At 42.9% G+C, this 24,197-nt stretch carries 26 protein-coding genes, 7 tRNA genes and 2 pseudogenes; 30 read left to right on the forward strand and 5 right to left on the reverse strand.

From position 1 onward, the window contains the following. The first annotated feature begins 107 nt into the window (after positions 1–107). From NYE53_RS02590 to NYE53_RS02610, 5 genes are all read left to right on the forward strand, one after another. The gene (locus NYE53_RS02590; RefSeq protein WP_042977094.1) at positions 108–1,193 is read left to right on the forward strand and encodes a D-alanine--D-alanine ligase; all 1,086 of its coding nucleotides are present in this window, start codon (positions 108–110) and stop codon (positions 1,191–1,193) included. Between the two features lie 71 nt (positions 1,194–1,264). Beyond that, positions 1,265–2,638, forward strand: a complete 1,374-nt coding sequence (murF, locus tag NYE53_RS02595) for a UDP-N-acetylmuramoyl-tripeptide--D-alanyl-D-alanine ligase (protein WP_339247088.1) — start codon at positions 1,265–1,267, stop codon at positions 2,636–2,638. Positions 2,639–3,037: 399 nt separating this feature from the next. Further along, a complete protein-coding gene (cshA, locus tag NYE53_RS02600; RefSeq protein WP_003246685.1) occupies positions 3,038–4,522 on the forward strand; it encodes an ATP-dependent RNA helicase CshA in 1,485 nt (494 codons plus the stop codon). A 171-nt stretch (positions 4,523–4,693) separates the two neighbouring features. Then, positions 4,694–5,173, forward strand: a complete 480-nt coding sequence (locus NYE53_RS02605) for a PH domain-containing protein (protein ID WP_251187211.1) — start codon at positions 4,694–4,696, stop codon at positions 5,171–5,173. Beyond that, complete coding sequence (locus NYE53_RS02610; RefSeq protein ID WP_339247091.1) at positions 5,163–6,644, forward strand: PH domain-containing protein; 1,482 nt, start codon at positions 5,163–5,165, stop codon at positions 6,642–6,644. Before NYE53_RS02605 ends, NYE53_RS02610 begins: the two co-directional genes overlap by 11 nt. Here NYE53_RS02610 and NYE53_RS02615 read toward each other — a convergent pair. After that, positions 6,641–7,240, reverse strand: a complete 600-nt coding sequence (locus NYE53_RS02615; RefSeq protein WP_339247093.1) for a rhomboid family intramembrane serine protease — start codon at positions 7,238–7,240, stop codon at positions 6,641–6,643. The two genes, NYE53_RS02610 and NYE53_RS02615, sit on opposite strands and share 4 nt — an antisense overlap. A gap of 94 nt (positions 7,241–7,334) precedes the next feature. Between NYE53_RS02615 and acpS the strand changes: the two genes are divergently transcribed. From acpS to NYE53_RS02685, 14 genes are all read left to right on the forward strand, one after another. After that, entirely contained in the window at positions 7,335–7,700 is a 366-nt protein-coding gene (gene acpS, locus NYE53_RS02620; protein WP_015252768.1) for a holo-ACP synthase, read from the forward strand. A gap of 165 nt (positions 7,701–7,865) precedes the next feature. After that, the gene (locus NYE53_RS02625; RefSeq protein ID WP_080030712.1) at positions 7,866–8,882 is read left to right on the forward strand and encodes an outer membrane lipoprotein carrier protein LolA; all 1,017 of its coding nucleotides are present in this window, start codon (positions 7,866–7,868) and stop codon (positions 8,880–8,882) included. A 114-nt stretch (positions 8,883–8,996) separates the two neighbouring features. Next, positions 8,997–10,166: an alanine racemase gene (gene alr, locus NYE53_RS02630; RefSeq protein WP_339247096.1), complete on the forward strand. Its 1,170-nt coding sequence runs from the start codon at positions 8,997–8,999 to the stop codon at positions 10,164–10,166. Positions 10,167–10,281: 115 nt separating this feature from the next. Beyond that, the gene (gene endB, locus NYE53_RS02635; protein ID WP_003225183.1) at positions 10,282–10,563 is read left to right on the forward strand and encodes a type II toxin-antitoxin system antitoxin EndoAI; all 282 of its coding nucleotides are present in this window, start codon (positions 10,282–10,284) and stop codon (positions 10,561–10,563) included. Positions 10,564–10,567: 4 nt separating this feature from the next. After that, positions 10,568–10,918: a type II toxin-antitoxin system endoribonuclease NdoA gene (ndoA, locus tag NYE53_RS02640; protein ID WP_003156187.1), complete on the forward strand. Its 351-nt coding sequence runs from the start codon at positions 10,568–10,570 to the stop codon at positions 10,916–10,918. Between the two features lie 115 nt (positions 10,919–11,033). Further along, on the forward strand, positions 11,034–11,858 hold the full coding sequence (gene rsbRA, locus NYE53_RS02645; protein ID WP_327828084.1) for an RsbT co-antagonist protein RsbRA: 825 nt from the start codon (positions 11,034–11,036) through the stop codon (positions 11,856–11,858). Between the two features lie 4 nt (positions 11,859–11,862). Then, complete coding sequence (rsbS, locus tag NYE53_RS02650) at positions 11,863–12,228, forward strand: RsbT antagonist protein RsbS (RefSeq protein ID WP_003225190.1); 366 nt, start codon at positions 11,863–11,865, stop codon at positions 12,226–12,228. Positions 12,229–12,231: 3 nt separating this feature from the next. Further along, the gene (rsbT, locus tag NYE53_RS02655; protein ID WP_003246640.1) at positions 12,232–12,633 is read left to right on the forward strand and encodes a serine/threonine-protein kinase RsbT; all 402 of its coding nucleotides are present in this window, start codon (positions 12,232–12,234) and stop codon (positions 12,631–12,633) included. 11 nt (positions 12,634–12,644) lie between these two features. Beyond that, a complete protein-coding gene (gene rsbU, locus NYE53_RS02660; RefSeq protein WP_251187208.1) occupies positions 12,645–13,652 on the forward strand; it encodes a phosphoserine phosphatase RsbU in 1,008 nt (335 codons plus the stop codon). A gap of 61 nt (positions 13,653–13,713) precedes the next feature. Next, positions 13,714–14,043 (forward strand): anti-sigma factor antagonist RsbV, encoded by a 330-nt coding sequence (gene rsbV / locus NYE53_RS02665; protein ID WP_014662855.1) that lies wholly within the window; start codon positions 13,714–13,716, stop codon positions 14,041–14,043. Continuing rightward, the gene (gene rsbW, locus NYE53_RS02670; protein ID WP_014662856.1) at positions 14,040–14,522 is read left to right on the forward strand and encodes an anti-sigma B factor RsbW; all 483 of its coding nucleotides are present in this window, start codon (positions 14,040–14,042) and stop codon (positions 14,520–14,522) included. The genes rsbV and rsbW overlap by 4 nt, the downstream gene beginning before the upstream one ends. Beyond that, positions 14,488–15,276 (forward strand): RNA polymerase sigma factor SigB, encoded by a 789-nt coding sequence (gene sigB / locus NYE53_RS02675; protein WP_251187207.1) that lies wholly within the window; start codon positions 14,488–14,490, stop codon positions 15,274–15,276. The genes rsbW and sigB overlap by 35 nt, the downstream gene beginning before the upstream one ends. Continuing rightward, the gene (gene rsbX, locus NYE53_RS02680) at positions 15,276–15,875 is read left to right on the forward strand and encodes a phosphoserine phosphatase RsbX (protein WP_339247099.1); all 600 of its coding nucleotides are present in this window, start codon (positions 15,276–15,278) and stop codon (positions 15,873–15,875) included. The genes sigB and rsbX overlap by 1 nt, the downstream gene beginning before the upstream one ends. A gap of 106 nt (positions 15,876–15,981) precedes the next feature. Next, positions 15,982–18,141: a Tex family protein gene (locus tag NYE53_RS02685; protein ID WP_339247102.1), complete on the forward strand. Its 2,160-nt coding sequence runs from the start codon at positions 15,982–15,984 to the stop codon at positions 18,139–18,141. Positions 18,142–18,150: 9 nt separating this feature from the next. Here the strand turns inward: NYE53_RS02685 and cmpA are convergent, their stop codons facing one another. After that, complete coding sequence (gene cmpA, locus NYE53_RS02690) at positions 18,151–18,264, reverse strand: cortex morphogenetic protein CmpA (RefSeq protein ID WP_003225207.1); 114 nt, start codon at positions 18,262–18,264, stop codon at positions 18,151–18,153. Positions 18,265–18,367: 103 nt separating this feature from the next. On the opposite strand from cmpA, the gene NYE53_RS02695 reads away from it, so the two are divergent. From NYE53_RS02695 to NYE53_RS02730, 8 genes are all read left to right on the forward strand, one after another. Beyond that, on the forward strand, positions 18,368–18,820 hold the full coding sequence (locus NYE53_RS02695; protein ID WP_339247105.1) for a SprT family protein: 453 nt from the start codon (positions 18,368–18,370) through the stop codon (positions 18,818–18,820). Between the two features lie 122 nt (positions 18,821–18,942). Further along, positions 18,943–19,017 (forward strand) — tRNA-Asn (locus NYE53_RS02700). Positions 19,018–19,021: 4 nt separating this feature from the next. Next, positions 19,022–19,112 (forward strand) — tRNA-Ser (locus NYE53_RS02705). A 29-nt stretch (positions 19,113–19,141) separates the two neighbouring features. After that, a tRNA-Glu gene (locus NYE53_RS02710) sits at positions 19,142–19,213 on the forward strand. 11 nt (positions 19,214–19,224) lie between these two features. Further along, positions 19,225–19,299: transfer RNA gene (locus tag NYE53_RS02715), tRNA-Gln, on the forward strand. A 26-nt stretch (positions 19,300–19,325) separates the two neighbouring features. Continuing rightward, positions 19,326–19,401 (forward strand) — tRNA-Lys (locus NYE53_RS02720). Positions 19,402–19,412: 11 nt separating this feature from the next. Continuing rightward, positions 19,413–19,494, forward strand: a tRNA-Leu gene (locus tag NYE53_RS02725). Positions 19,495–19,575: 81 nt separating this feature from the next. Further along, positions 19,576–19,659 (forward strand) — tRNA-Leu (locus NYE53_RS02730). 62 nt (positions 19,660–19,721) lie between these two features. Here the strand turns inward: NYE53_RS02730 and NYE53_RS02735 are convergent. Next, positions 19,722–19,859 (reverse strand): annotated as a pseudogene (locus tag NYE53_RS02735) (hypothetical protein); the annotation flags it as partial. A 55-nt stretch (positions 19,860–19,914) separates the two neighbouring features. On the opposite strand from NYE53_RS02735, the pseudogene nicK reads away from it, so the two are divergent. Beyond that, positions 19,915–20,973 (forward strand): annotated as a pseudogene (gene nicK / locus NYE53_RS02740) (DNA relaxase NicK). Between the two features lie 260 nt (positions 20,974–21,233). Here nicK and NYE53_RS02745 read toward each other — a convergent pair. After that, a complete protein-coding gene (locus NYE53_RS02745) occupies positions 21,234–21,536 on the reverse strand; it encodes a hypothetical protein (RefSeq protein WP_041904602.1) in 303 nt (100 codons plus the stop codon). A 134-nt stretch (positions 21,537–21,670) separates the two neighbouring features. Between NYE53_RS02745 and NYE53_RS02750 the strand changes: the two genes are divergently transcribed. Continuing rightward, positions 21,671–21,946 carry a hypothetical protein gene (locus tag NYE53_RS02750; protein ID WP_336155115.1) on the forward strand — a complete coding sequence of 92 codons (276 nt, stop codon included), beginning with the start codon at positions 21,671–21,673 and terminating at the stop codon, positions 21,944–21,946. Between the two features lie 13 nt (positions 21,947–21,959). Continuing rightward, positions 21,960–22,226, forward strand: coding sequence for a hypothetical protein (locus NYE53_RS02755; protein ID WP_327828075.1), 267 nt, complete (start codon positions 21,960–21,962; stop codon positions 22,224–22,226). Between the two features lie 313 nt (positions 22,227–22,539). Here NYE53_RS02755 and NYE53_RS02760 read toward each other — a convergent pair whose 3' ends face one another. Continuing rightward, positions 22,540–23,550 carry a ketoacyl-ACP synthase III gene (locus tag NYE53_RS02760; RefSeq protein ID WP_335388965.1) on the reverse strand — a complete coding sequence of 337 codons (1,011 nt, stop codon included), beginning with the start codon at positions 23,548–23,550 and terminating at the stop codon, positions 22,540–22,542. Positions 23,551–24,197: the final 647 nt, after the last annotated feature.

Here is a 24,197-nt window from a genome sequence, read left to right on the forward strand (position 1 = left end):
AATTACATACAAATGCATTCAACATCAGCATGCCCAAAAATAATTAGATCATTTTCCGGTGAAAATGATAAGATAGTAAAGATGAATTGTAGTGGGGGGAGTATCCATTGAAAACAAGTCTAGGATTAGTGTACGGAGGAAAGTCGGCAGAACATAATGTTTCCCTGCAGACAGCTCTGGCTGTAATCAAAGCGCTAAATACTGAGAAGTTTGATATACATCCGATTTATATAACAGAAAAAGGCGAATGGGTTAGAGGCGCCCGTTTAACTGAGCCTGTTTCAAACGTGAAAATGCTTCAATTTGAGCAAGGAGGCAGTGCTTTTTCTCCAGCTGCCCTGAACCAGGAGATGTTTCCGCAGGAAGCGTCACAGCAAAATGAAGCCATCGACGTCGTATTCCCGCTCCTCCACGGACCGAACGGAGAAGACGGTACGATCCAGGGAATGCTCGAGCTGTTGAACATTCCTTATGTCGGCAACGGAGTGCTTGCTTCCTCAGCTGGCATGGATAAAGTTGTCATGAAACATTTATTTGCTCAGGCCGGCCTTGCTCAGGCTAAATACGCAGCTTTCCTTAAGAAAGACTGGACTCGTTCTCCGAAAGAAAGCTGTGAGCAGGTTGAACAGGAATTAGGCTACCCTTGCTTCGTAAAACCGGCGAACCTCGGCTCAAGTGTCGGAATCAGCAAATGCCGAAACCGTGAAGAACTGCAAAAAGCGTTTGAGCTTGCTTTCCAATATGATCGCAAAGTCGTCGTTGAAGAAGGAATTAACGGCCGCGAGATTGAGATCGGCGTTCTTGGAAATGATGATCCTAAATGCTCTGTTGTGGGAGAAATCGCACCGAAGACAGATTTCTACGATTACAAAGCGAAATATGAGGATGGAGATACTGATCTGATGATTCCGGCGATTGTGTCTGATGAGGAATACGCAACAATCAGTGATATGGCGATCAAAGCGTTTAAAGCGATCGACGGTTCAGGACTCGTCAGAGCGGACTTTTTCCTGACAGCTGACGGCGAAGTTCTGATCAATGAAGTCAACACAATGCCTGGCTTTACACCTTTCAGCATGTTCCCGCTGCTCTGGAAAGAAGCCGGAGTGGAATATGCTGACCTGATTGAACAGCTTGTGGAGCTTGCAAAAGAACGCCACGCTGAAAAACAATTGATTAAGCATACATTCTAATGAAGAAGGACACTGCCGGTAAAAGGGCAGTGTTTTTTCCCGTATATACAAAAGAAAGAGAGGGACCTTACTTGATTAAGCGAACAGTAAAAAACATTGCCGAAATGGTTAATGGCACACTAACAAATCCGCAATATGAACAAACAGTCATTCATGGAGTGGCGACCGATACAAGAAAACTGGAACAACATCAGCTCTTCATTCCGCTGAAAGGGGAACGTTTTGACGGCCACACTTTTGTGGAGCAGGCTTTTGAAGCTGGTGTAGCGGCTGTTCTTTGGGATCGGTCAGAACCAAATCCGCCCGAGAATCACGCCGTCATTTTAGTGGACGATACCCTTACTGCACTTCAGCAGCTTGCAAAAGCCTATTTGCAGGAGCTTGGCACGCGTGTCATCGGAGTAACCGGAAGCAATGGCAAAACGACAACAAAAGATATGATTCACGCCGTATTGGGGACCCAGTACCGTGTCCACAAAACTGGAGGAAACTTCAATAATCATATCGGTTTGCCTCTGACAGTTTTAGCGATGCCTGAAAATACGGAGATCGCCGTATTGGAGATGGGAATGAGCGCCAAAGGAGAAATTGACCTCTTGAGCCGACTGGCAAACCCGGATGCGGCAGTGATTACGAATATCGGCGAATCGCATATGCAAGACCTTGGCTCTAGAGAGGGTATCGCGGAGGCGAAGCTTGAAATCATTAACGGGCTTAAAGAAGACGGAGTGCTGATTTATATCGGGGACGAACCGCTCCTTCAAAATGCATACAGCTGCCAGACGAAAACGTACGGTACGGGAGCGCATAATGATTATCAGCTTCAGGATGTCAGCCAGAGTGAGGAAGGAACCCATTTTACAATCAAAGGGATAGAACAAACGTTTTTTATTCCAATACTCGGCAAGCACAATGTGATGAACGCCATGGCTGCAATTGCTGCAGGGGCTTATTTTGGCATCACGCCTGAGGATGCGGCAAAAGGACTGAGCGGCCTAAAGGTAACCGGGATGAGACTTGAACTCATCAAAACAGACAGCGGCCTTTCGATAATCAATGACGCTTATAATGCGAGCCCGACTTCCATGAAAGCTGCAATTCAATTGACAGAAAGCCTCGAAGGCTACGGCAAAAAAATGCTCGTGCTCGGTGATATGCTTGAACTCGGCGATCTTGAAGAAACGTTCCATAAAGAGTGCGGCGCTGTGATCAGCCCTGAGAAGATCGACCGCGTCTTTACGTACGGAAAACTGGGAGCTTTTATCGCGGAAGGCGCCCTGAAACACTTTGAGAAAGACCGCGTCAGCCATTACACTGAGAAAAAAGATCTCCTCCAAGCTGTGAAGGAAAACGCATCAAAAGGCGATTTGATTTTATTCAAAGCGTCCAGAGGTATGAAGCTTGAAGAAATCGTTAAAGATTTAATAGAGAGCCCGCTTTCATAAGAAAATATTTTGCGAAAAAACGCATATTGCATCATAAAATAACATGATATGCAAACACTAATGTATGCCGGCCGAAAATTATGTATATCTGGCCGGCTGCGGCTATGATACAATATATATAGGTTATTTCGCGATACGAACATATTCGTCCGGACTTTTCATCGTGACCCGAAGTTCTCCGCTGGATTCTTGGGAGCGGATGGAGCAGCAGCCGGCATATTCGAGATGCCGATCTGCTGCTCATCTTATTGAAAAACAAATAGTGTAATGGTAAGATAAAACTTAAAGTAATTCGGGCTTTGTATACGGATGGATCCTGTCCTTCTTGTCTAAAGGGCAGTTTTATAAGTGGTAAATCACGACATTACTGAAACAGCAATTAGAAGGAGTTTGAATAATTTGACTATAACGTTTCAAGATTTTAATTTAAGTTCTGATCTCATGAAAGCAATTAATCGTATGGGATTTGAAGAAGCAACACCGATTCAGGCACAAACAATACCGCTCGGACTTTCAAATAAAGACGTCATTGGACAAGCGCAAACAGGTACAGGTAAAACAGCTGCGTTTGGTATACCCCTTGTTGAAAAAATTAACCCCGAGTCTCCTAATATTCAAGCAATCGTAATCGCGCCAACCCGTGAATTAGCCATTCAAGTATCTGAAGAATTGTATAAAATCGGACAAGATAAACGTGCGAAGGTTCTTCCTATTTACGGCGGACAGGATATTGGACGGCAAATCCGGGCGTTAAAGAAGAATCCGAATATCATTGTCGGAACACCTGGACGTCTTCTTGACCACATCAACCGCCGCACAATTCGTTTAAACAATGTAAATACCGTTGTAATGGATGAAGCGGATGAAATGCTGAACATGGGATTCATTGACGATATTGAATCTATCCTTTCAAACGTGCCAAGCGAGCATCAGACACTTCTGTTCTCTGCCACAATGCCTGCGCCGATCAAACGCATTGCAGAGCGCTTTATGACTGAGCCGGAACACGTAAAAGTAAAAGCGAAAGAAATGACGGTTTCTAACATTCAGCAGTTCTATTTGGAAGTGCAAGAACGCAAAAAATTCGATACACTGACTCGCCTTCTTGATATTCAGTCTCCTGAGCTTGCGATCGTATTCGGACGTACAAAACGCCGTGTCGATGAGCTGGCTGAAGCCCTGAACCTTCGCGGATATGCAGCTGAAGGTATTCACGGTGACTTAACGCAGGCGAAACGTATGGTTGCGCTTCGTAAATTTAAAGAAGGCGCAATCGAAGTTCTAGTCGCAACTGATGTTGCCGCTCGCGGACTTGATATCTCAGGTGTCACACACGTATACAACTTCGACGTGCCTCAAGATCCTGAAAGCTACGTTCACCGTATCGGAAGAACGGGCCGTGCAGGAAAAACAGGTATGGCGATGACGTTCATTACACCGCGTGAGAAAAGCATGCTTCGCGCAATTGAACAAACAACAAAACGCAAAATGGACCGCATGAAGGAGCCTACACTTGATGAAGCGTTAGAAGGCCAGCAACAGGTTACTGTTGAACGTCTTCGCACAACAATCAGTGAAAACAACCTGAACTTCTACATGACAGCGGCAGCTGAGCTGCTTGAAGATCATGATGCAGTAACAGTGGTTGCGGCGGCTATCAAAATGGCTACAAAAGAGCCAGACGACACACCGGTTCGCTTAACAGACGAAGCGCCGATGGTCAGCAAACGCTACAAGAACCAGCGCTCTTCTAAACGCAGAGACGGTCAAGGCGGCGGCTACCGCGGCGGAAAAGGGAAAAGCAACAACCGTTCTTCCTATGACAAAAAGCGTTCAAACGATCGCCGTTCTTCAGGTGACAGACGCCAGAAAAAATCTTACTAATTGATCGATTCAGAGCCCAAAACATGATGTTTTGGGCTTTTTTATGTTCGCGATTTGTTATTCAGCAAACTTTCAGCTGACGGAAGCCATTTTTCTCTGTATGCTTAAGAATGAAACCTTTCTGTAAAAGAGACGTATAAATAACGACGAAAAAAAGGGAGGTAGGTATTTTTGAGAGAGCAGCCAAAAAACCAAATCAGTCCAGACGGATTAAAGGTTTGGCGACTTCAAGAGATCATCATATCCGCTGTTTGCTTGCTTATTGTCATTGCAGTTGCAATGTTAAGCTATTATTTTCATTGGCCGTACTGGATCAGCGGCGTGCTCGGCGCGGTTTGGCTGCTGGGATCGATTGTGACGATCTTTATCATTCCGAAGGTCCGTCATAAGGTGTGGCGATATGAAGTCCATGAACATGAAATAGATATTCAGTCAGGTATTTTTGTGGTGACACGTGTGATTGTTCCGATGGTCAGAGTTCAGCACGTCGATACGTCACAAGGGCCATTATTAAAAAGATACAACCTGGCAACGGTGAAAATTTCCACGGCCGCGACCGTTCATTCGATCCCCGCTTTAGAGATGGAGGAAGCGGATCGGCTGAGAGACTCCATTTCCCGTCTGGCGAGGGTGACTGACGATGATGTCTGAACCGAAACGCCTGCACCCGGCGGCAGTCATTTTGAATTTATGCCATACCATTATTCAAACGATAAAAAATATCATTCTGCCATTCTTTTTTGTGTATATTGTCAATTCAAACCATACTGTCCGTTTTTACGGAGCCATTGCGCTCGGTGTGCTGTTCATCTGGCTTGTAGCGGCAAGCATTATCAAATGGAGAAGGTTTACCTATCGAATTGAAAATGATGAATTTAGAATTGAAGAAGGCTTATTTGTTACGAAAAAGCGATACATATCGATTGATCGGATTCAAACAATGAATACGAGCGCGGGCCTTGTCCAGCAAATCTTTAAGCTTGTGAAGCTGCAAATTGAAACAGCAGGCGGAGGCAAGGAGGCAGAAGCCGTTCTTTCTGCTATTTCTGTTGAAGAAGCCGAACGCATCAAAGAAGCTGTCTTTAAGAAAAAAGCGCAAAGACGAGAAAATGAACTTGATGAAGAACGGCTTGAAGCTGAAGAGGAGTTGGTTCCGGCCGTTGAGGTGCAAGAGCACTATCGCATGAACGCGAAAGAATTGCTCATGGCCGCTTCTACCTCCGGCGGAATCGGAGTCATTATCTCCGCTGTATTTGCACTTATTTCCCAGCTTGATGAAGTGCTGCCAATGGATTGGTTATTCGATAAATTTTCCTTCCTTCAGCACGCCAGTATTGGTATTTACGCGGTACTCATTTTTATCGGTTTATTTATCGCCTGGATTTTCAGTATCGCGGGCATGATGTTTAGATACGCAAACTTTCAAATCATAAAAAAAGAACAGGAACTGGTGATTTCAAGGGGAATTATTGAAAAACATCAAGTCACGATTCCGCTGCGAAAAATACAAGCCATTAAAATCAAAGAAAATATCATTCGCCAGCTTTTCGGCTTTGTAACGGTGTCCATCGTCAGCGCAGGAGGCGGCGACCGGGAAAAAGAAGAAGGCGCTTTGACCATTCTCTTTCCAATGATTCATAAAAAAAAGCTTCCGCACATGCTCCGAACATTTACACCGGAATATACGCTGGAAGAAAACTGCCGCCGCCTGCCGCGGCGCGCGTTGAAACGCTATTTGTTCCGTTCTGTCATTTTTTCACTCTTTTTGATCATCCCGTTATGTATCTTCTTTCAGCCATGGGGCTATCTGTCAGTGATCCTGCTGCCGATAGAATTGTTCTTCGGCTATCTCGCGTATAAAGAGGCTGCATGGACGATCAACGGGGACCGTCTTCAGCTGACGTCTAGATTTATAGGCAGAACAACCGCCATTGTACTGAAAAAACGAATGCAGGTCTGCAAGTTCAGCCAATCCTATTTCCAAAAGAAAGGCCGCTTGTATACCATTTCTACTTCGGTGAAATCATCGAGCCATATGGAAGAATTAACGGTGAGGGATGTAGGTGAAGAGGATGCAGCCTTCATTTTAAACTGGTACTCATATGAAAAAGCGGACGGTTAATACCGCCGCTCTTTTTTTTGCACGCATAAAAACGAAAGAAGAAACCCTCCGCATAGTCCAAACAGATGGGCCATCATGTTAATATTGGAGTTGATAAACGACATGAGAACGGCAAATGCGAGCAGTGTGATGATCATTTTGGAATGCTCCTGCCCTATTAGCTCATTGCGAAAAAGAACCATAAACAGGTACACGCCGAATAGCCCGAAAATGGCGCCTGAAGCACCGACATGCACGTAATCAAGCGGCTCTGTAACATAAGTGCCAATATTGCCGATGATGCCGGAGCCGGCGTATACAAGAAGGAAACGCGCTTTTCCCAGCATGCGTTCCAAAGCCGGGGCAAATAAAAAGATGGACATGGAATTAAACAGCAGATGTGTGAAACCGGCGTGCAGCAAAATCGGTGTGACCAGCCGCCACCATTCACCGTTTGCGACACCTAGATTATAGCCTGTGACGGTATCCCTCCATAACACGACTGAATGGGCAGGAAGTGAAAAAAACAGCCAGAGAACAGCTTGCAAAGCCAATATAAAGGTGACAACGGGGTAAAGCCTGATAAATGTTTGAAAATTTTCAGTCCGTATAAACATTCCGAGCCCCTTTTCTTCATTTTGGTATATCTATAGTAACACGTTTATGAGACAAACCATTTAAATAGTACGTACGCAAAGGAGGTTATCATACATGATTTACGGCATTGGGCTGGACATTACCGAGCTTAAACGGATCGCCTCTATGGCTGGGCGCCAGAAAAGATTTGCCGAGCGGATTTTGACGCGAAGCGAGCTTGACCAATACTATGAGCTTTCAGAGAAAAGAAAAATTGAATTTCTCGCGGGCAGATTCGCGGCAAAAGAAGCTTTCTCGAAAGCATTTGGCACCGGCATTGGGAGGCAGCTCAGCTTTCAGGACATTGAAATTAGGAAAGACCAAAATGGCAAGCCCTATATCATTTGCACGAAACTGAGCCAGGCTGCCGTTCACGTATCGATCACTCATACAAAAGAATACGCTGCCGCGCAGGTTGTGATTGAAAGGTTGTCAAGCTAGTCTGCATATTAGGGAAACCCCACTCATATATTTGATAGTGCATTAAGGGAGACAAGTTGTTTGAGGCTTTTATGGTACGCATCTGTTCTGCCTAAACGTGTACCGAGCGTACCGTTAAAGTCAAACAAGCGATTTCTTCCTTTTACATCAATTGAGAAAAAGGGGTTGAAAAAGGTGAGAAAAAGCTTTGTTTTGCTTTTAACGGGACTGCTTGCTGTTCTTATTCTTTCTGCCTGCGGGCAAAAAACACAGCAAGATATTGTGGCCGGGTTAGATGAAAAGGCGAAAGAATACACCTCGTACAAAGCAAAAGCGAAAATGACCATCGAGACAGGGAGTGAGCCTCAAGTATACAATGTGGAAATCTGGCACAAAAAGCCGTCTCTGTACAGGGTTTATTTAGAAAATCCGAAAAAGGACCAAAACCAAGTCATTTTACGAAATGAAAACGGAGTATTCGTTCTCACGCCGTCTTTAAATAAGAGCTTCAGATTTCAAAGCGATTGGCCGAACAACAGCAGCCAGGTTTATCTGTTTGAATCGCTCGTAAAGGATGTTCAAAACGATTCGGATGCAGTTTTCACAGCGAAAGAAAAGAAATACGTATTCGAAACAAAAACAAACTATCAGCATAACAAAATGCTGCCGACGCAAGAAATCACATTTAACAAAAAAGATATGAGCCCGTCATCTGTCAAAGTGATGGATACTGACCGGAAAGTGATGGTCAAAGTAGAATTCAGCAGCTTTGAATTTAATAAACAATTTGATAAAGAATCATTTGACGAAAAGAAAAATATGACTCTTTCTCAAATGGATGTTGCCACAAGCGCAAAGCCTTCCGATACATTCGCGGTCAAAACGCCGCTGGAACTGCCGCTTGGCGTCAAGCTGCTTGAAGAAAAAGATCTATCTACTGAAGACGGGAAGCGCATCATCATGACGTACGGAGGAGAAAAATCATTTACGTTAATTCAGGAAAAAGCCCAGATTGCCAAGGCTTCCTCCTCCGTTACGCTGAACGGCGAACCGGTAAATCTCGGCTACACCATCGGCGCCCTGTCGGATGCATCATTGTCATGGACATATGACGGCGTAGATTACCTTCTCTCTTCTAAAGATCTTTCTAAAGAGGAAATGGTGACAGTAGCGAAAAGCATGCAGGGACAATCATCGAAATAACCGCCAAAGGCCAAACATGATTTGGCCTTTTTTTCGTTAGACATCGTTTCCCTTTAGCCTTTAATTTTAGTATGATATGTAAATGATATTGAATAAAAGCTAGGAAGTGTCGTAATGAGCACAAAACCTTTTTACAGAGATACGTGGGCGGAAATTGACTTGTCCGCGATAAAGGAAAATGTCAGCAATATGAAAAAACATATCGGTGAACATGTCCACTTGATGGCAGTTGTGAAAGCAAACGCCTACGGGCATGGTGATGCAGAAACAGCAAAGGCTGCTCTTGACGCAGGTGCTTCATGCTTGGCTGTGGCTATTTTGGATGAAGCGATTTCACTGCGCAAAAAGGGCTTGAAGGCGCCTATATTGGTGCTTGGCGCGGTTCCCCCGGAGTATGTGGCAATCGCTGCTGAGTATGACGTGACCTTAACAGGTTATTCTGTTGAATGGCTTCAGGAGGCAGCCCGCCACACGAAAAAAGGTTCTCTTCATTTTCATCTGAAGGTCGATACGGGGATGAACAGGCTTGGTGTAAAAACAGAGGAAGAAGTTCAGAACGTGATGGCCATTCTTGACCGCAACCCTCGTTTAAAGTGCAAAGGGGTATTTACCCATTTTGCGACAGCGGATGAAAAAGAAAGAGGCTATTTCTTAATGCAGTTTGAGCGCTTTAAAGAGCTGATTGCTCCGCTGCCGTTAAGGAATCTGATGGTCCACTGCGCGAACAGCGCCGCCGGACTCCGGCTGAAAAAAGGCTTTTTTAATGCAGTCAGATTCGGCATCGGCATGTATGGCCTTCGTCCGTCTGCTGACATTTCGGACGAGATACCGTTTCAGCTGCGTCCGGCATTTACCCTGCATTCGACGCTGTCGCATGTCAAACTGATCAGAAAAGGCGAGAGCGTCAGCTACGGAGCCGAGTACACAGCGGAAAAAGACACATGGATCGGGACGGTGCCTGTAGGCTATGCGGACGGCTGGCTCCGAAAATTGAAAGGGACTGACATCCTTGTGAAGGGAAAACGCTTGAAAATTGCCGGCCGAATTTGCATGGACCAATTTATGGTGGAGCTGGATCAGGAATATCCGCCGGGCACAAAAGTCACATTAATAGGCCGGCAGGGGGATGAATATATTTCCATGGATGAGATTGCAGGAAGGCTCGAAACCATTAACTATGAGGTGGCCTGTACAATAAGTTCCCGTGTTCCCCGTATGTTTTTGGAAAATGGGAGTATAATGGAAGTAAGAAATCCTTTATTGCAGGTAAATACAAGCAATTAACTTACCTAAATGGAGAATTCATAAAACAGCTTTGCTTGAAGAGTGAATAATGGTATCATTATCACTGGATGGATAAAAGAGTCGTATCCGTAAGTTTGGTGGAGGTGTATGTTTTTTGTCTGAATCCAGCGCAAGAACCGAAATGAAAATCAGCTTGCCCGAAAACCTAGTAGCTGAATTGGATGGTGTAGCGATGCGGGAGAAACGAAGCAGAAACGAACTGATATCACAAGCAGTGAGAGCGTATGTCAGCGAACGAACAACTCGTCACAACCGTGATTTGATGAGACGCGGCTATATGGAAATGGCGAAAATCAACCTGAATATTTCTTCTGAGGCTCACTTTGCGGAGTGCGAGGCTGAAACGACAGTTGAGCGCTTAGTCAGCGGAGGATAATCATTTGATTGTGAAACGCGGCGATGTTTATTTTGCTGATTTATCTCCTGTTGTTGGCTCAGAGCAAGGCGGGGTGCGCCCGGTTTTAGTGATCCAAAATGACATCGGAAATCGCTTCAGCCCAACTGCTATTGTTGCAGCCATAACAGCACAAATACAGAAAGCGAAATTACCAACCCACGTCGAAATCGATGCAAAACGCTACGGTTTTGAAAGAGATTCCGTTATTTTGCTGGAGCAAATTCGGACGATTGACAAGCAAAGGTTAACGGATAAGATTACTCATCTGGATGATGAAATGATGGATAAGGTTGATGAAGCCTTACAAATCAGTTTGGCACTCATTGATTTTTAGACATATTTGCAGGTTGCTCAAATAGAGCAACTTTTTTTGTTTTCAAAAAACATAAACGATATAATAGTGAAATAACGAAAAAAATATGTTGTTTTTTATTGGGAGGTAAGCGAATTTGATGTCGAATCAGACTGTATACCAGTTCATTGCCGAAAATCAAAATGAACTGCTCCAACTGTGGACTGACACACTAAAAGAATTAAGCGAGCAAGAATCCTATCAGCTGACTGACCAAGTGTATGAAAATATATCTAAAGAATATATCGACATTCTTCTTTTATCTGTTAAGGATGACACCGCTGCAGAGGAACAAATTAGCGAACTGGCGCTGAGAGCCGTCCAAATCGGAATTTCTTTGAAGTTTTTGGCTACTGCGCTTGCTGAATTCTGGAAACGTCTCTACACGAAAATGAATGATAGGAGATTGCCAGATCAAGAGAGTACAGAACTAATCTGGCAGATTGATCGTTTTTTCAGCCCGATTAACACAGAAATCTTTAATCAATACTCAATCTCATGGGAAAAAACAGTATCCCTGCAAAAAATCGCGCTGCAAGAGCTGTCTGCGCCGCTTATCCCGGTGTTTGAAAATATTACTGTGATGCCTCTTGTCGGAACAATTGATACCGAACGCGCGAAACGAATTATGGAAAATCTTCTTAATGGCGTCGTCAAACACCGTTCTCAAGTCGTTTTAATTGATATTACGGGCGTGCCGGTTGTAGATACGATGGTTGCTCATCATATTATTCAAGCATCTGAAGCGGTAAGGCTTGTCGGAGCAAAATGCCTGCTGGCTGGAATCCGTCCGGAAATTGCTCAAACAATCGTCAACCTGGGGATTGATTTATCCCAAGTTATAACTAAGAATACCCTGCAAAAAGGAATTCAAACCGCTTTGGAAATGACGGATCGAAAAATCGTTTCATTGGGGGAATAACATTTTGAGACATCCGAAAATCCCGATCTTGAAACTGTATAATTGCTTATTAGTATCCATTCAATGGGAACTTGATGACCAGACAGCATTAACCTTTCAAGAAGACTTATTAAATAAAATATACGAGACAGGTGCTAACGGAGTCGTCATTGACCTGACATCTGTGGATATGATTGATTCATTTATCGCAAAAGTGCTGGGCGACGTCATTACAATGTCTAAGTTAATGGGGGCAAAAGTCGTCTTGACCGGCATTCAGCCCGCTGTGGCAGTGACGCTGATTGAACTTGGAATCGCGCTTGAGGAAATCGAAACTGCGCTCGACTTAGAGCAGGGGCTTGAGACATTGAAGCGGGAATTGGGGGAATAGCGAATGAACGACCAATCCTGTGTAAGAATCATGACAGAATGGGATATTGTGGCCGCCAGACAGCTGGGACGAAACGTTGCGAAAGAACTGGGTTTCGGCACGGTAGACCAGGCCAGAATTACAACGGCTATTTCAGAATTAGCCAGGAATATTTATTTATATGCCGGCAAAGGGCAGATTGGAATTGAACAGGTCGCAGACAGAGGAAAAAAAGGCCTGAAAATCATAGCGGAAGACCAAGGGCCGGGAATTCCTGATATCCGAAAAGTCATGGAAGACGGGTTTTCAACGTCTGGAGGACTTGGTGCGGGACTTCCCGGTGTCAAAAGGCTGATGGATGAATTCAGCTTAAATTCCGTAGCGGGGGAAGGAACAGAGATACAAGCCATCAAATGGCTTCGGTAGGAGGTAAGAACGTGGATTTTAGGGAGGTTATTGAGCAGCGGTATCATCAGCTGCTTAGCCGATATATAGCCGAATTAACAGAAACATCTTTATATCAAGCCCAAAAATTCAGCCGAAAAACAATCGAGCACCAAATTCCTCCGGAAGAAATCATCAGCATTCACCGAAAAGTGCTGAAGGAGCTGTATCCAAGTCTCCCGGAAGATGTGTTTCATTCGCTGGATTTTTTAATAGAAGTCATGATTGGTTATGGAATGGCTTATCAGGAGCATCAAACCCTTAGAGGGATACAGCAGGAAATCAAATCAGAAATTGAAATCGCAGCTAATGTCCAGCAGACGCTGCTCGGAACAAAAATTCCGCAGGAGGACGCGCTGGATATCGGCGCCATCAGTGTGCCTGCCAAACAGATGAGCGGTGACTACTACCACTTCGTCAAAGACAAGGAATCCATTAATATTGCAATCGCGGACGTGATCGGAAAAGGCATTCCAGCGGCTCTTTGTATGTCCATGATTAAATACGCAATGGACTCTTTGCCGGAAACGGGCATACACCCTTCTCAGGTGCTGAAAAATTTAAATCGTGTTGTTGAACAAAACGTTGACGCCAGTATGTTTATTACGATGTTTTATGCCAATTACAATATGGACAAGCATCAATTTACATATGCTTCGGCTGGACATGAACCGGGATTCTATTATTCTCAAAAGGACAACACGTTTTATGATTTAGAGGCCAAAGGACTCGTTCTCGGCATCTCGCAGGACTATGACTACAAACAATTCGATCAGCATCTGGAAAAGGGCGATATGATTGTTTTATTTTCTGACGGCGTCACAGAATGTAGAACAGAAAACGGTTTCTTGGAGCGTCCTGATCTGCAGAAGCTCATTGAGGAACATATGTGTTCCTCCGCGCAGGAAATGGTCAAAAACATTTATGACAGCCTCCTCAAATTACAGGACTTTCAGCTTCATGATGATTTTACGTTAATTGTTTTGCGGAGAAAGGTTTAGCGTCTGCCAGCCGAGGGTATAAAGAAACTAGTGATTTGAAGGAAAATTTGAGGTGATACGAATGAATATAAATGTTGATGTGAAGCAAAACGAGAATGATATACAAGTAAACATTGCAGGAGAAATTGATGTATACTCAGCGCCGGTGCTCAGAGAGAAGCTTGTGCCCCTGGCAGAACAAGGCGCGGACTTAAGAATTTGCCTGAAAGATGTCAGCTACATGGACAGCACCGGATTGGGCGTTTTTGTAGGGATCTTTAAAACAGTGAAAAAACAAGGCGGTTCGCTGAAACTTGAAAATCTTTCTGACCGGCTGATTCGACTGTTTGACATTACAGGCCTGAAGGACATCATTGATATTTCTGCAAAGTCAGAAGGTGGAGTGCAATGAAGAATAAAGCTGATTACATCGAAATGAAAGTGCCGGCCCAGCCTGAATACGTGGGAATTATCAGACTGACGCTGTCAGGCGTCGCAAGCAGAATGGGCTATACGTATGATGAAATTGAAGATTTGAAAATCGCAGTCAGTGAAGCGTGCACAAATGCGGTTCAGCATGCTTACAAAGAAGATAAAAATGGGGAAGTGTCAATTCGATTCGGTGTGTTTGAAGACCGTTTAGAGGTGATTGTGGCGGATGAAGGAGACAGTTTTGACTTTGATCAAAAGCAGCAAGATCTAGGGCCGTACACACCTTCGCACACAGTTGATCAATTATCAGAAGGAGGGCTCGGTCTATATTTAATGGAAACGCTCATGGATGAAGTCAGAGTGCAAAACCACTCCGGCGTCACTGTAGCGATGACAAAGTATTTAAATGGGGAGCGAGTTGATCATGACACAACCATCAAAAACTACGAAACTAACTAAAGATGAAGTCGATCGGCTCATAAACGATTACCAAACAAAGCAAGATGAACAGGCGCAGGAAACGCTTGTGCGGGTGTATACAAATCTGGTTGACATGCTTGCGAAAAAATATTCAAAAGGCAAAAGCTTCCACGAGGATCTCCGCCAGGTCGGCATGATCGGGCTGCTCGGCGCGATTAAGCGTTACGATCCTGTTGTCGGGAAATCGTTTGAAGCTTTTGCAATTCCGACAATCATCGGTGAAATTAAACGTTTCCTCAGAGATAAAACATGGAGCGTTCACGTGCCGAGACGGATTAAAGAACTGGGTCCAAGAATCAAAATGGCGGTTGATCAGCTGACGACTGAAACACAAAGATCGCCGAAAGTCGAAGAGATTGCCGAATTCCTCGATGTTTCTGAAGAAGAGGTTCTTGAGACGATGGAAATGGGCCAAAGCTATCAAGCCTTATCCGTTGACCACAGCATTGAAGCGGATTCGGATGGAAGCACCGTCACGATTCTTGATATCGTCGGATCACAGGAGGACGGATATGAGCGGGTCAACCAGCAATTGATGCTGCAAAGCGTGCTTCATGTCCTTTCGGACCGTGAGAAACAAATCATAGACCTTACGTATATACAAAACAAAAGCCAAAAAGAAACTGGGGACATTCTCGGTATATCTCAAATGCACGTCTCGCGCTTGCAGCGCAAAGCTGTGAAGAAGCTCAGAGAGGCCTTGATTGAAGATCCCTCGATGGAGTTAATGTAATGATCCAGGTTGAAGAAAACGAGCATATTCAAACTCTAGTATATCAACTGAATAAAGAAGGAAAATCGATTTGCGGCGACAGCTTTTTTATGAAAGCTGATGACAAGGAATTAATTTGTGCGGTTGCTGACGGGCTTGGAAGTGGATCACTTGCTAACGAATCCTCTGCAGCCATCAAAGACTTAGTGGAAAACTATGCGAATGAAGACGTAGAAAGCATTATCGAACGCTGTAATCAGGCGATGAAAAACAAAAGAGGCGCTACAGCATCTATCCTGAAAATCAATTTTGAGCAAAGGCAGTTTACGTACTGCTCTGTCGGAAATGTACGGTTTATTCTGCATTCCCCGTCTGGTGAAAGCTTTTATCCTCTGCCGATTTCGGGCTATTTATCAGGCAAGCCGCAAAAATACAAAACGCACACCGCCACCTATGAAAAGGGTTCAAAGTTCATTATACATACAGATGGACTCAACGTACCTGATATCCGCTCCCATTTGAAAAAAGGCCAATCGGTAGAAGAAATATCGAAATCGCTGAAAATGTATACGACATCGAGAAAAGATGACCTGACCTATATTCTCGGACAGCTGTCCTAGAGAATAAGAACAAGAAGAAGCTGGAATACCGGCTTCTTTTTTTATGTGTTTTTTTCGGTTTTTGATACACTAGAGAAAGAACGACAAAATTGGAGGCTTTGGTTACATGGAAACGTCAGCCCTTTTAAATCAGCAAATTGCGAAAGAAATAGGTTTATCACAAAAACACGTTGAAAGTGTCATCCGCTTGCTTGAGGACGGCAATACAGTCCCGTTTATTGCCCGGTATCGAAAAGAGCAGACGGGTTCAATGGATGAGGTTCAGATTCAGACGATTTCTGAACGCTGGCAATACATACAAAACCTGAATCAGCGAAAAGAAGAAGTCATCAGGCTGATTGCAGAGCAGGATAAACTGACAGATGATCTAAAACGTAAAATCGAGCAATCGGTGAAGCTTCAGGAAGTGGAAGACCTTTACCGCCCTTATAAACAAAAACGTAAAACAAAGGCGACAGTCGCCAAAAGCAAAGGCCTTGAGCCGCTTGCCGACTATATCCTGACACTTCCCCAAGATGATCGTCTGGCAGCAACTGCAGACCAATACATCAGCGAAGAAAAAGAAGTGTTCACAAGAGAAGAAGCGATTGAAGGCGCCAAGCACATTATTGCGGAACAAATTTCAGACGAGCCGACCTTCAGAAAGTGGATTCGCCAGGAAACCTTCAAAAGAGGAACCATTAAGTCTGCAGCCGGAAAGTCGGCAGACACCGATGAGAAAAATGTGTATGAAATGTATTACGAGTATGAAGAGCCAATTGCAAAAGTTGTTCCGCATAGGGTGCTGGCAATGAACCGCGGCGAAAAAGAAGACATTTTAAAGGTAGCGATTGAACCGCCTGCGGATCACATTAAGGCGTATTTAGAAAAACAAATCATCAAAAATCGCTCAACATCCGTAAGAGAGATTTTGCAGGAGACAATTGAAGACAGCTATAAAAGGCTGATCCAGCCGGCAATCGAGCGTGAAATCAGGAAAGAGCTCTCAGAAAAAGCTGATGAACAGGCGATCCATATTTTCTCAGAGAACTTGAGAAAGCTTCTTTTGCAGCCGCCGATGAAAGGCAAAACTGTTCTCGGTGTTGACCCAGCCTTTCGAACTGGCTGTAAGCTCGCTGTGTCAGACGATACTGGAAAAGTCTTGAAAATTGATGTGATCTATCCGCATGCGCCAGTCAACAAAACAAAAGAAGCCCATGAAAAAGTGAAAAAGATTCTTGAACAGTATCAAGTCGAGATGGTGGCGATCGGAAACGGCACAGCATCCAGAGAAACAGAACAATTCATCGTCAATGTACTGAAAGACATGCCGCGCAAAATTTATTATGTGATCGTCAATGAAGCGGGTGCAAGCGTCTATTCGGCTTCAGAGCTAGCCCGAGAAGAATTCCCTGACCTTAAGGTTGAAGAGCGCAGTGCCGTGTCTATTGCGCGAAGACTTCAAGACCCGCTCGCGGAGCTCGTTAAAATCGATCCGAAGTCTGTTGGTGTCGGACAGTATCAGCATGACGTCAGCCAAAAACGCTTAAATGAATCTCTGCGGTTTGTCGTCGAAACGGTCGTAAACCAGGTGGGAGTAAACGTCAACACAGCCTCCGCCGCGCTGCTTCAGTATGTAGCGGGATTATCGAAGTCTGTAGCAGGCAACGTTGTCAAAAAACGTGAGGAAATCGGAAAGTTTTCAAATCGAAAAGAACTGAAGGACATCCCAAGGTTAGGTGCGAAAACCTACGAGCAATGTATCGGTTTCTTAAGAGTGCAGGAAGGGACAGAGCCTTTGGATAGAACAGGCATCCACCCGGAAAGCTATAAAGAAACAAAAGCACTTTTGAAAAAACTCGGACTTTCAACAGAACATATCGGCACGGCGGAATTGAAGGACAAAATCAATCAGCTGGCGCTTTCTGAAACGGCAAAAGAGCTGGGAATCGGCGAAATCACTCTGAAAGACATTTGTGAACAGCTGACAAGGCCGGAACGCGATCCACGCGATGAGGTGCCTAAGCCTTTGCTGAAAACAGACGTCCTTCAGCTGGAAGATTTGAAAGAGGGAATGGAACTGCAGGGCACCGTGCGCAATGTAGTGGACTTCGGAGCGTTTGTTGATATCGGAGTCAAACAAGACGGGCTTGTGCATATCTCAAAATTGAGCAATCAATTCGTCAAGCATCCTCTTGATGTCGTATCTGTGGGCGATATCGTGACAGTTTGGGTTGACGGCGTAGATGTACAAAAAGGCAGAGTATCGCTGTCTATGGTAAAATAAAAGCACTGCTTACGAGCAGTGTTTTTTCCTATAGAAATACCAGCATTGATTCAGCAGTTTAATTTGGTAATTATCTTTTTCAAGGAACGCTTTTTGCATCTGCTTTTTAAGCCAATTTGGCATAGGCTCATTCCTCCTCAGCTTTTATCATAAGAGGGACGGTGATTACCATATTGTATGCGTACGGTGAATTGTCCCGTTCAATGTTTTTTAAGTGAGGTGCACTATGGATAACAAAGAGCTTCAAAAGCTGACAGAGGATATTTCTAAAACATATTTTAAAAAGCCGTTCCGCCATCAGGCGCTTTTTAATGACAGGCTTAAAACCACGGGTGGCAGGTACCTGTTAACCTCCCATAACATTGAATTGAACAGAAAATATTTGATTGAACACGGCAGGAAGGAACTGATTGGCATCATCAAGCACGAGCTCTGCCATTATCATCTTCATCTTGAAGGAAAAGGGTACAAGCACAGAGACAGGGATTTTAGAATGCTTTTGCAGCAGGTCAACGCGCCGAGGTTCTGTACACCCCTTAAGAAAAAAGCGGAAAACAAAAAAACTTATATGTATATCTGTACGGCCTGCGGCCAAAAGTATATAAAGAAGCGCGCCATGAACCCTGACAGATACAGATGCGGAAAATGCCGCGGGAAAATAAAAAGAGTTTTTTCGTGAAAAAGGTTGACGAATATGGCAAGCCTATGTTACATTATAAAAGTCGTTACGAGAGATAAATAAAAACATTTACCTCTTGACACTGTAAATCAAGGCTGATATAATAAGTCTTGTCTCATTATTCCACAGTAGCTCAGTGGTAGAGCTATCGGCTGTTAACCGATCGGTCGCAGGTTCGAATCCTGCCTGTGGAGCCATATTGGAGAAGTACTCAAGTGGCTGAAGAGGCGCCCCTGCTAAGGGTGTAGGTCGCGTAAGCGGCGCGAGGGTTCAAATCCCTCCTTCTCCGCCATAAGATTTCGATATAAGTTCTCAACCATCGGCCCGTTGGTCAAGCGGTTAAGACACCGCCCTTTCACGGCGGTAACACGGGTTCGAATCCCGTACGGGTCATTCCATTTCGTTGGGCTATAGCCAAGCGGTAAGGCAACGGACTTTGACTCCGTCATGCGTTGGTTCGAATCCAGCTAGCCCAGCCATTTTTATTTTTGAAATCTAATAGTAAGAGCCATTAGCTCAGTTGGTAGAGCATCTGACTTTTAATCAGAGGGTCGAAGGTTCGAGTCCTTCATGGCTCACCATTTGTCTTTTTGCGGGTGTGGCGGAATTGGCAGACGCGCTAGACTTAGGATCTAGTGTCTTACGACGTGGGGGTTCGAGTCCCTTCACCCGCACTTTATTTACAAAGTGCACGCAAATCGGTTTTACTAGGTTAAGAGCCTACTAAACCAGCACAAACACAATTTAATGATCACGCGGTCGTGGCGGAATGGCAGACGCGCTAGGTTGAGGGCCTAGTGGGTGAATAACCCGTGGAGGTTCAAGTCCTCTCGGCCGCATCAATGATACCAAGGGTTGTAGACCTTTGGTATTTTTTTATGCTCTCTTTTAATTTTAAGGTTTACTCCTTTTTACTCCACTTGTTAGAATAATTCATCCAGCTATCAGCAGTTTCTTTTTGTTTATTAGGAAAGAGATGACCATAAACATCGATTGTTTTGATGGAAGCATGTCCTAGTCGTTCTATTATTGTGATGTAATAGCGGGCAGCGTAAGCGACCAGACGGCCAGCGGCGAAGGAGTGAGCGAAGCGAATGGATGAGCTAAAACAACCCCCCCACGCTAACAGGGGGGTAGTAATCGTAAAAGAAAAAAATGAAACCGTTGAAAGTCCTTTGGTATCAATGGTTGATTATATTCGAGTCTCTTTTAAAACTCATGATGTTGACCGAATTATTGAAGAGGTTCTTCACCTTAGCAAAGACTTTATGACTGAAAAGCAATCTGGTTTCTATGGCTACGTTGGCACGTACGAACTGGACTATATCAAAGTCTTTTATTCGGCGCCAGATGATAACAGAGGTGTTTTGATAGAAATGTCCGGTCAAGGTTGCCGTCAATTTGAATCCTTCTTGGAATGCCGGAAGAAAACATGGTACGACTTCTTTCAAGATTGCATGGCTCAAGGTGGTTCATTTACTCGCTTTGATTTGGCGATTGATGATAAAAAGACGTACTTTTCCATACCGGAATTGTTAAAGAAAGCCCAAAAGGGCGAATGTATTTCACGCTTTAGAAAATCCGATTTTAATGGCTCATTTGATCTATCTGATGGAATTACAGGTGGAACGACAATATATTTCGGTTCTAAAAAGTCAGAAGCGTACCTTTGCTTTTACGAGAAAAACTATGAACAAGCAGAAAAGTATAACATTCCGTTAGAAGAACTAGGCGATTGGAATCGTTATGAACTGCGGCTCAAAAATGAACGTGCACAAGTTGCGATAGATGCTTTATTGAAAACAAAGGATTTAACCTTAATCGCTATGCAAATCATTAATAATTATGTAAGGTTCGTTGATGCTGATGAAAACATCACTAGAGAGCATTGGAAAACGAGCCTTTTTTGGTCTGAATTTATAGGGGATATTGGGAGACTTCATTTGTACGTCAAACCACAAAAAGATTTCTATCAAAAATAAAGAAACTGGCTTCGTAACTCTTGCGCTCCTACTATGAAAATGGTGCTTGAAGCTGATAAGCACCTAGGGAAAACTGATCTGTCAGACATGATTGTAGAAGCTGAACTGGCAGACAAACATGAAAAAATGTTGAATGTGTTTATAGCTGATGTTGCTGATATGGTCGTTTAAAAACAAGCTGCTAAATCTTTATAAACACAGGTGATGCGATTAAACGTATGTGTCAACGGTACCGGAACGAAGTGAGGATAAGGAGTTGACATATTCAGCGCTACCCAAACCCTCTTGGCATTGAACAAACAACCGTTTGTTCCTGCCTACCGGCGAGGGAGTCCCCCGATGATTCGGGGGAATAGGGGGCTAGATTAACAGCAATCCAACCAAACGCGCCAGTTTGAGGAATAGTACCTTATAATAAAAACTGCTGAGTGCTACCTAGACTGAATACTCCACCCATGTGTTTTAAGCTTTTTTATATAATCTTCAACACTAATTTTTTCAACTTCAATTGCTAACGGCGTCAGTGAAACAAGGCACTCATTTGAAGCATAATTTATTGTAACTTTTACCACCTCGTATCCATTATGGAAGCCTGAATCAAATCCAGGATCGTCAATTATATCTCCTACTTGAGGGCGAAAGTCAGATTCAAATGTTTTCACTAATGTTTGAGTATTTTCCTCTGTAGGTTCTTGATTAATTGATGAGACAAATAATATTAAATTTATATTCAAAACATTTACCCCTTTTCTATGCTGTTTAAATAATCTTTAGTTTAATTCTATTGTAATTGATGATTGAGTGCAAAGCTTCCGTTGGTGGGTTTGGGTGAAACCCAAGAACTTAATTCAATATAAGGATGGTGAATATGTTACTTGCGATATTTTTTGTAATCGTGAGTTTACTTGGCGGCGGTCTCTTATTCCTTTTGATATATTCTAAGCTTCAAAGTTTGGCTGGCCGTTATAGTTGGACAGAAAATACGATTTTTATTATGGCTGTATCTGTGACAGTGGTAGCTTCAATGTTCGGTCTAATTTCTGAGAGTGTTAATTCAGATGTCATTGCAAAGGTATTGTATTATACCTTTGTTTTTTTATGGGGTTTTTCAATCTGCATAGGCGTTTATCTAAGAGAACGTTAAGGGAGGAAATCAGATGTTTAACATTAATCTGTTGAATCAGGTCCAACTAGAGAGTGATTTGGAGTCTCTAGGTTGTTTAGAAATTGCTGAGGAACTCATTGAAAAAATGATGGAAGATGTCTTTTACAGTGATGTTGTTCAAAGAGTCATAGTCCAAACTCTTGCGGTTATAGATAACGTGAATGCCAAACTTCAAGCCACATTCAACATACTGGAGGATGAAGACATCGAGACAGATGAAAGAATTGTAGAGTTTGAAGGAATTAGCTACTATCAATAAGGGGTGAAAATGTGCGGTGTCTGCTGTAGACAAACGATTCAAAAGCTTGGGTTTTAATGTGGGGACGATTCATTACCGGCTGCGGATAGAGTGGGGGCATAGACAAATCAAGAAGCTTAATCTTTTTTTGGATTAAGCCTTTTGATAAAAAACGATACGATAAGAAGGAAAGCGAGATACTCACTATTAGAGAATGGCATAGATTCATGAAAAAATTTAAACTAACATAGAAGAACTCGAAAAGTATCATAAAGAAACAAGTCATCACTTTTTAAAGATGCAATTATATTTCTTAATCAATGTACGCGTTGAATTAATATTTCATCAATATAGCACAAGCGGTATATCCAGCACCAATCGACCAAAATATAATATAATCTCCTCGCTGAACTTTTCCGGTTTCTACTGCTTTTTGTAAAGCAATAAAAGGACTGCTGGTCCCAGTGTATCCGTATTCATCACCAATCACAAACAACTTATCAGGATCTTCTTCTATTGGCTGCAACATATTATTGACAGCATCAAAAGAAACTTGAGTGCAGAAATATTGTTTTATATCTTTAGTAGTTAAACCATGTTTGTCCAGCAAACTTGTAATTTGAGTCGTTCCGTAATCAAATACTCTTCCACAGCTTAAATTGCTTGCCCATACAAACAGCTTTTCCTCTTTAGGGATATCTTCGTTTAAAATGTTTGACATACCACATGCAGGGAAGACCAATTCTTTATAGTAATGCGAATCTGTATTATAAGAGGAGTCCAAAACGCCCAGCCCTTCTGCATTTACTTTTTCAAGAATGATCGCACAAGAAGCATCTCCAAAATTGCCATAAGAAAATGGGTCGTGTTTTTCAGCATAGTGGAACATTCTCTCTGACCCAACAATTAAGGCATATTTTGAATTTGGATTGCCAAGCAAGGCTTTAGATACTTGATCTAATGATACAACCATCCCTACACAAGCTGAGTTTGCATCATAAACCACTGCTTCTCGTTTACCATGGATCTCATTATGAACAATGAGTGAATTAGGTGGAAATAAATATTCAGGAGTTCCGGAGGAAAATACAAGAAGATCAATATCTTCCCCAGATAAGTTTGCCTTTGCCAAAGCTGCTTTTGAGGCTTCTATGGCCATAGATAATGTAGTCTCTCCATCCTCAGTGATATATCGATCTTTTTTGCCTATTTTTTTTAAGAAGTTTTCTACTTCTTGTTCATCTTGCCCAATAGATGTAAAATGCTTTAGCGTTTCTTTATTGGTTACTTTTCTTTTGGGATGGTACATTGCTAATTCTTTGATGACTACACTTTGAACGGTCATTTAGAATAATCTCCTTAATTGTGTGATTTGTCTAACTATTTAAAGTATTATAATGTATGCTTCTCGAGAAAGTAAATAAACTTTGTGAAAATTTTGACTAAATACTTGTATTTTAGAGATGAATCTCCAACTTTTGAAAATCCTAATTGTTTGTTAAACATCTCATAATACAAAGCCATAACTTGAACGCTTGCTCAGGCAATAAGGCTTATTGTTTGAAGGATTTACTTCAAAATAATTGATCCAAATCAGTGTAAATAAAATAAACAGATGCTTTAAATAAACGCTTTTGTAAATGGTGATATGTTTTTACTAGATTGAGGGGCTCGAACTAACAAAGAAGATACCAAACTATATTGGTATCTTCTTTTGTTTTTGCATCAGAGTCAAATTCTATATTGATGATGCTGATCAATGGTTTGTTCTTCTCACTCCCTATTTTTTACAATCGTGATTTGAACAAAACACTTATAACTAGGAATTCAAGAAAATTCAAACAAAAAAGTACTAAATGCCCTTTACAAATTACGACAAATACTTGCTGTTTTTTGCAATCTAACCTTATTTTATGACAAATATATGAATATTTTGTCACATTGTAAAAGATTTATTTGTTATATATATTTAAGTCGAGAGGAGGTCATATA

The sequence above is a fragment of the Bacillus sp. FSL R5-0523 genome (genome assembly GCF_037975295.1).
Lineage (GTDB): Bacteria > Bacillota > Bacilli > Bacillales > Bacillaceae > Bacillus > Bacillus subtilis.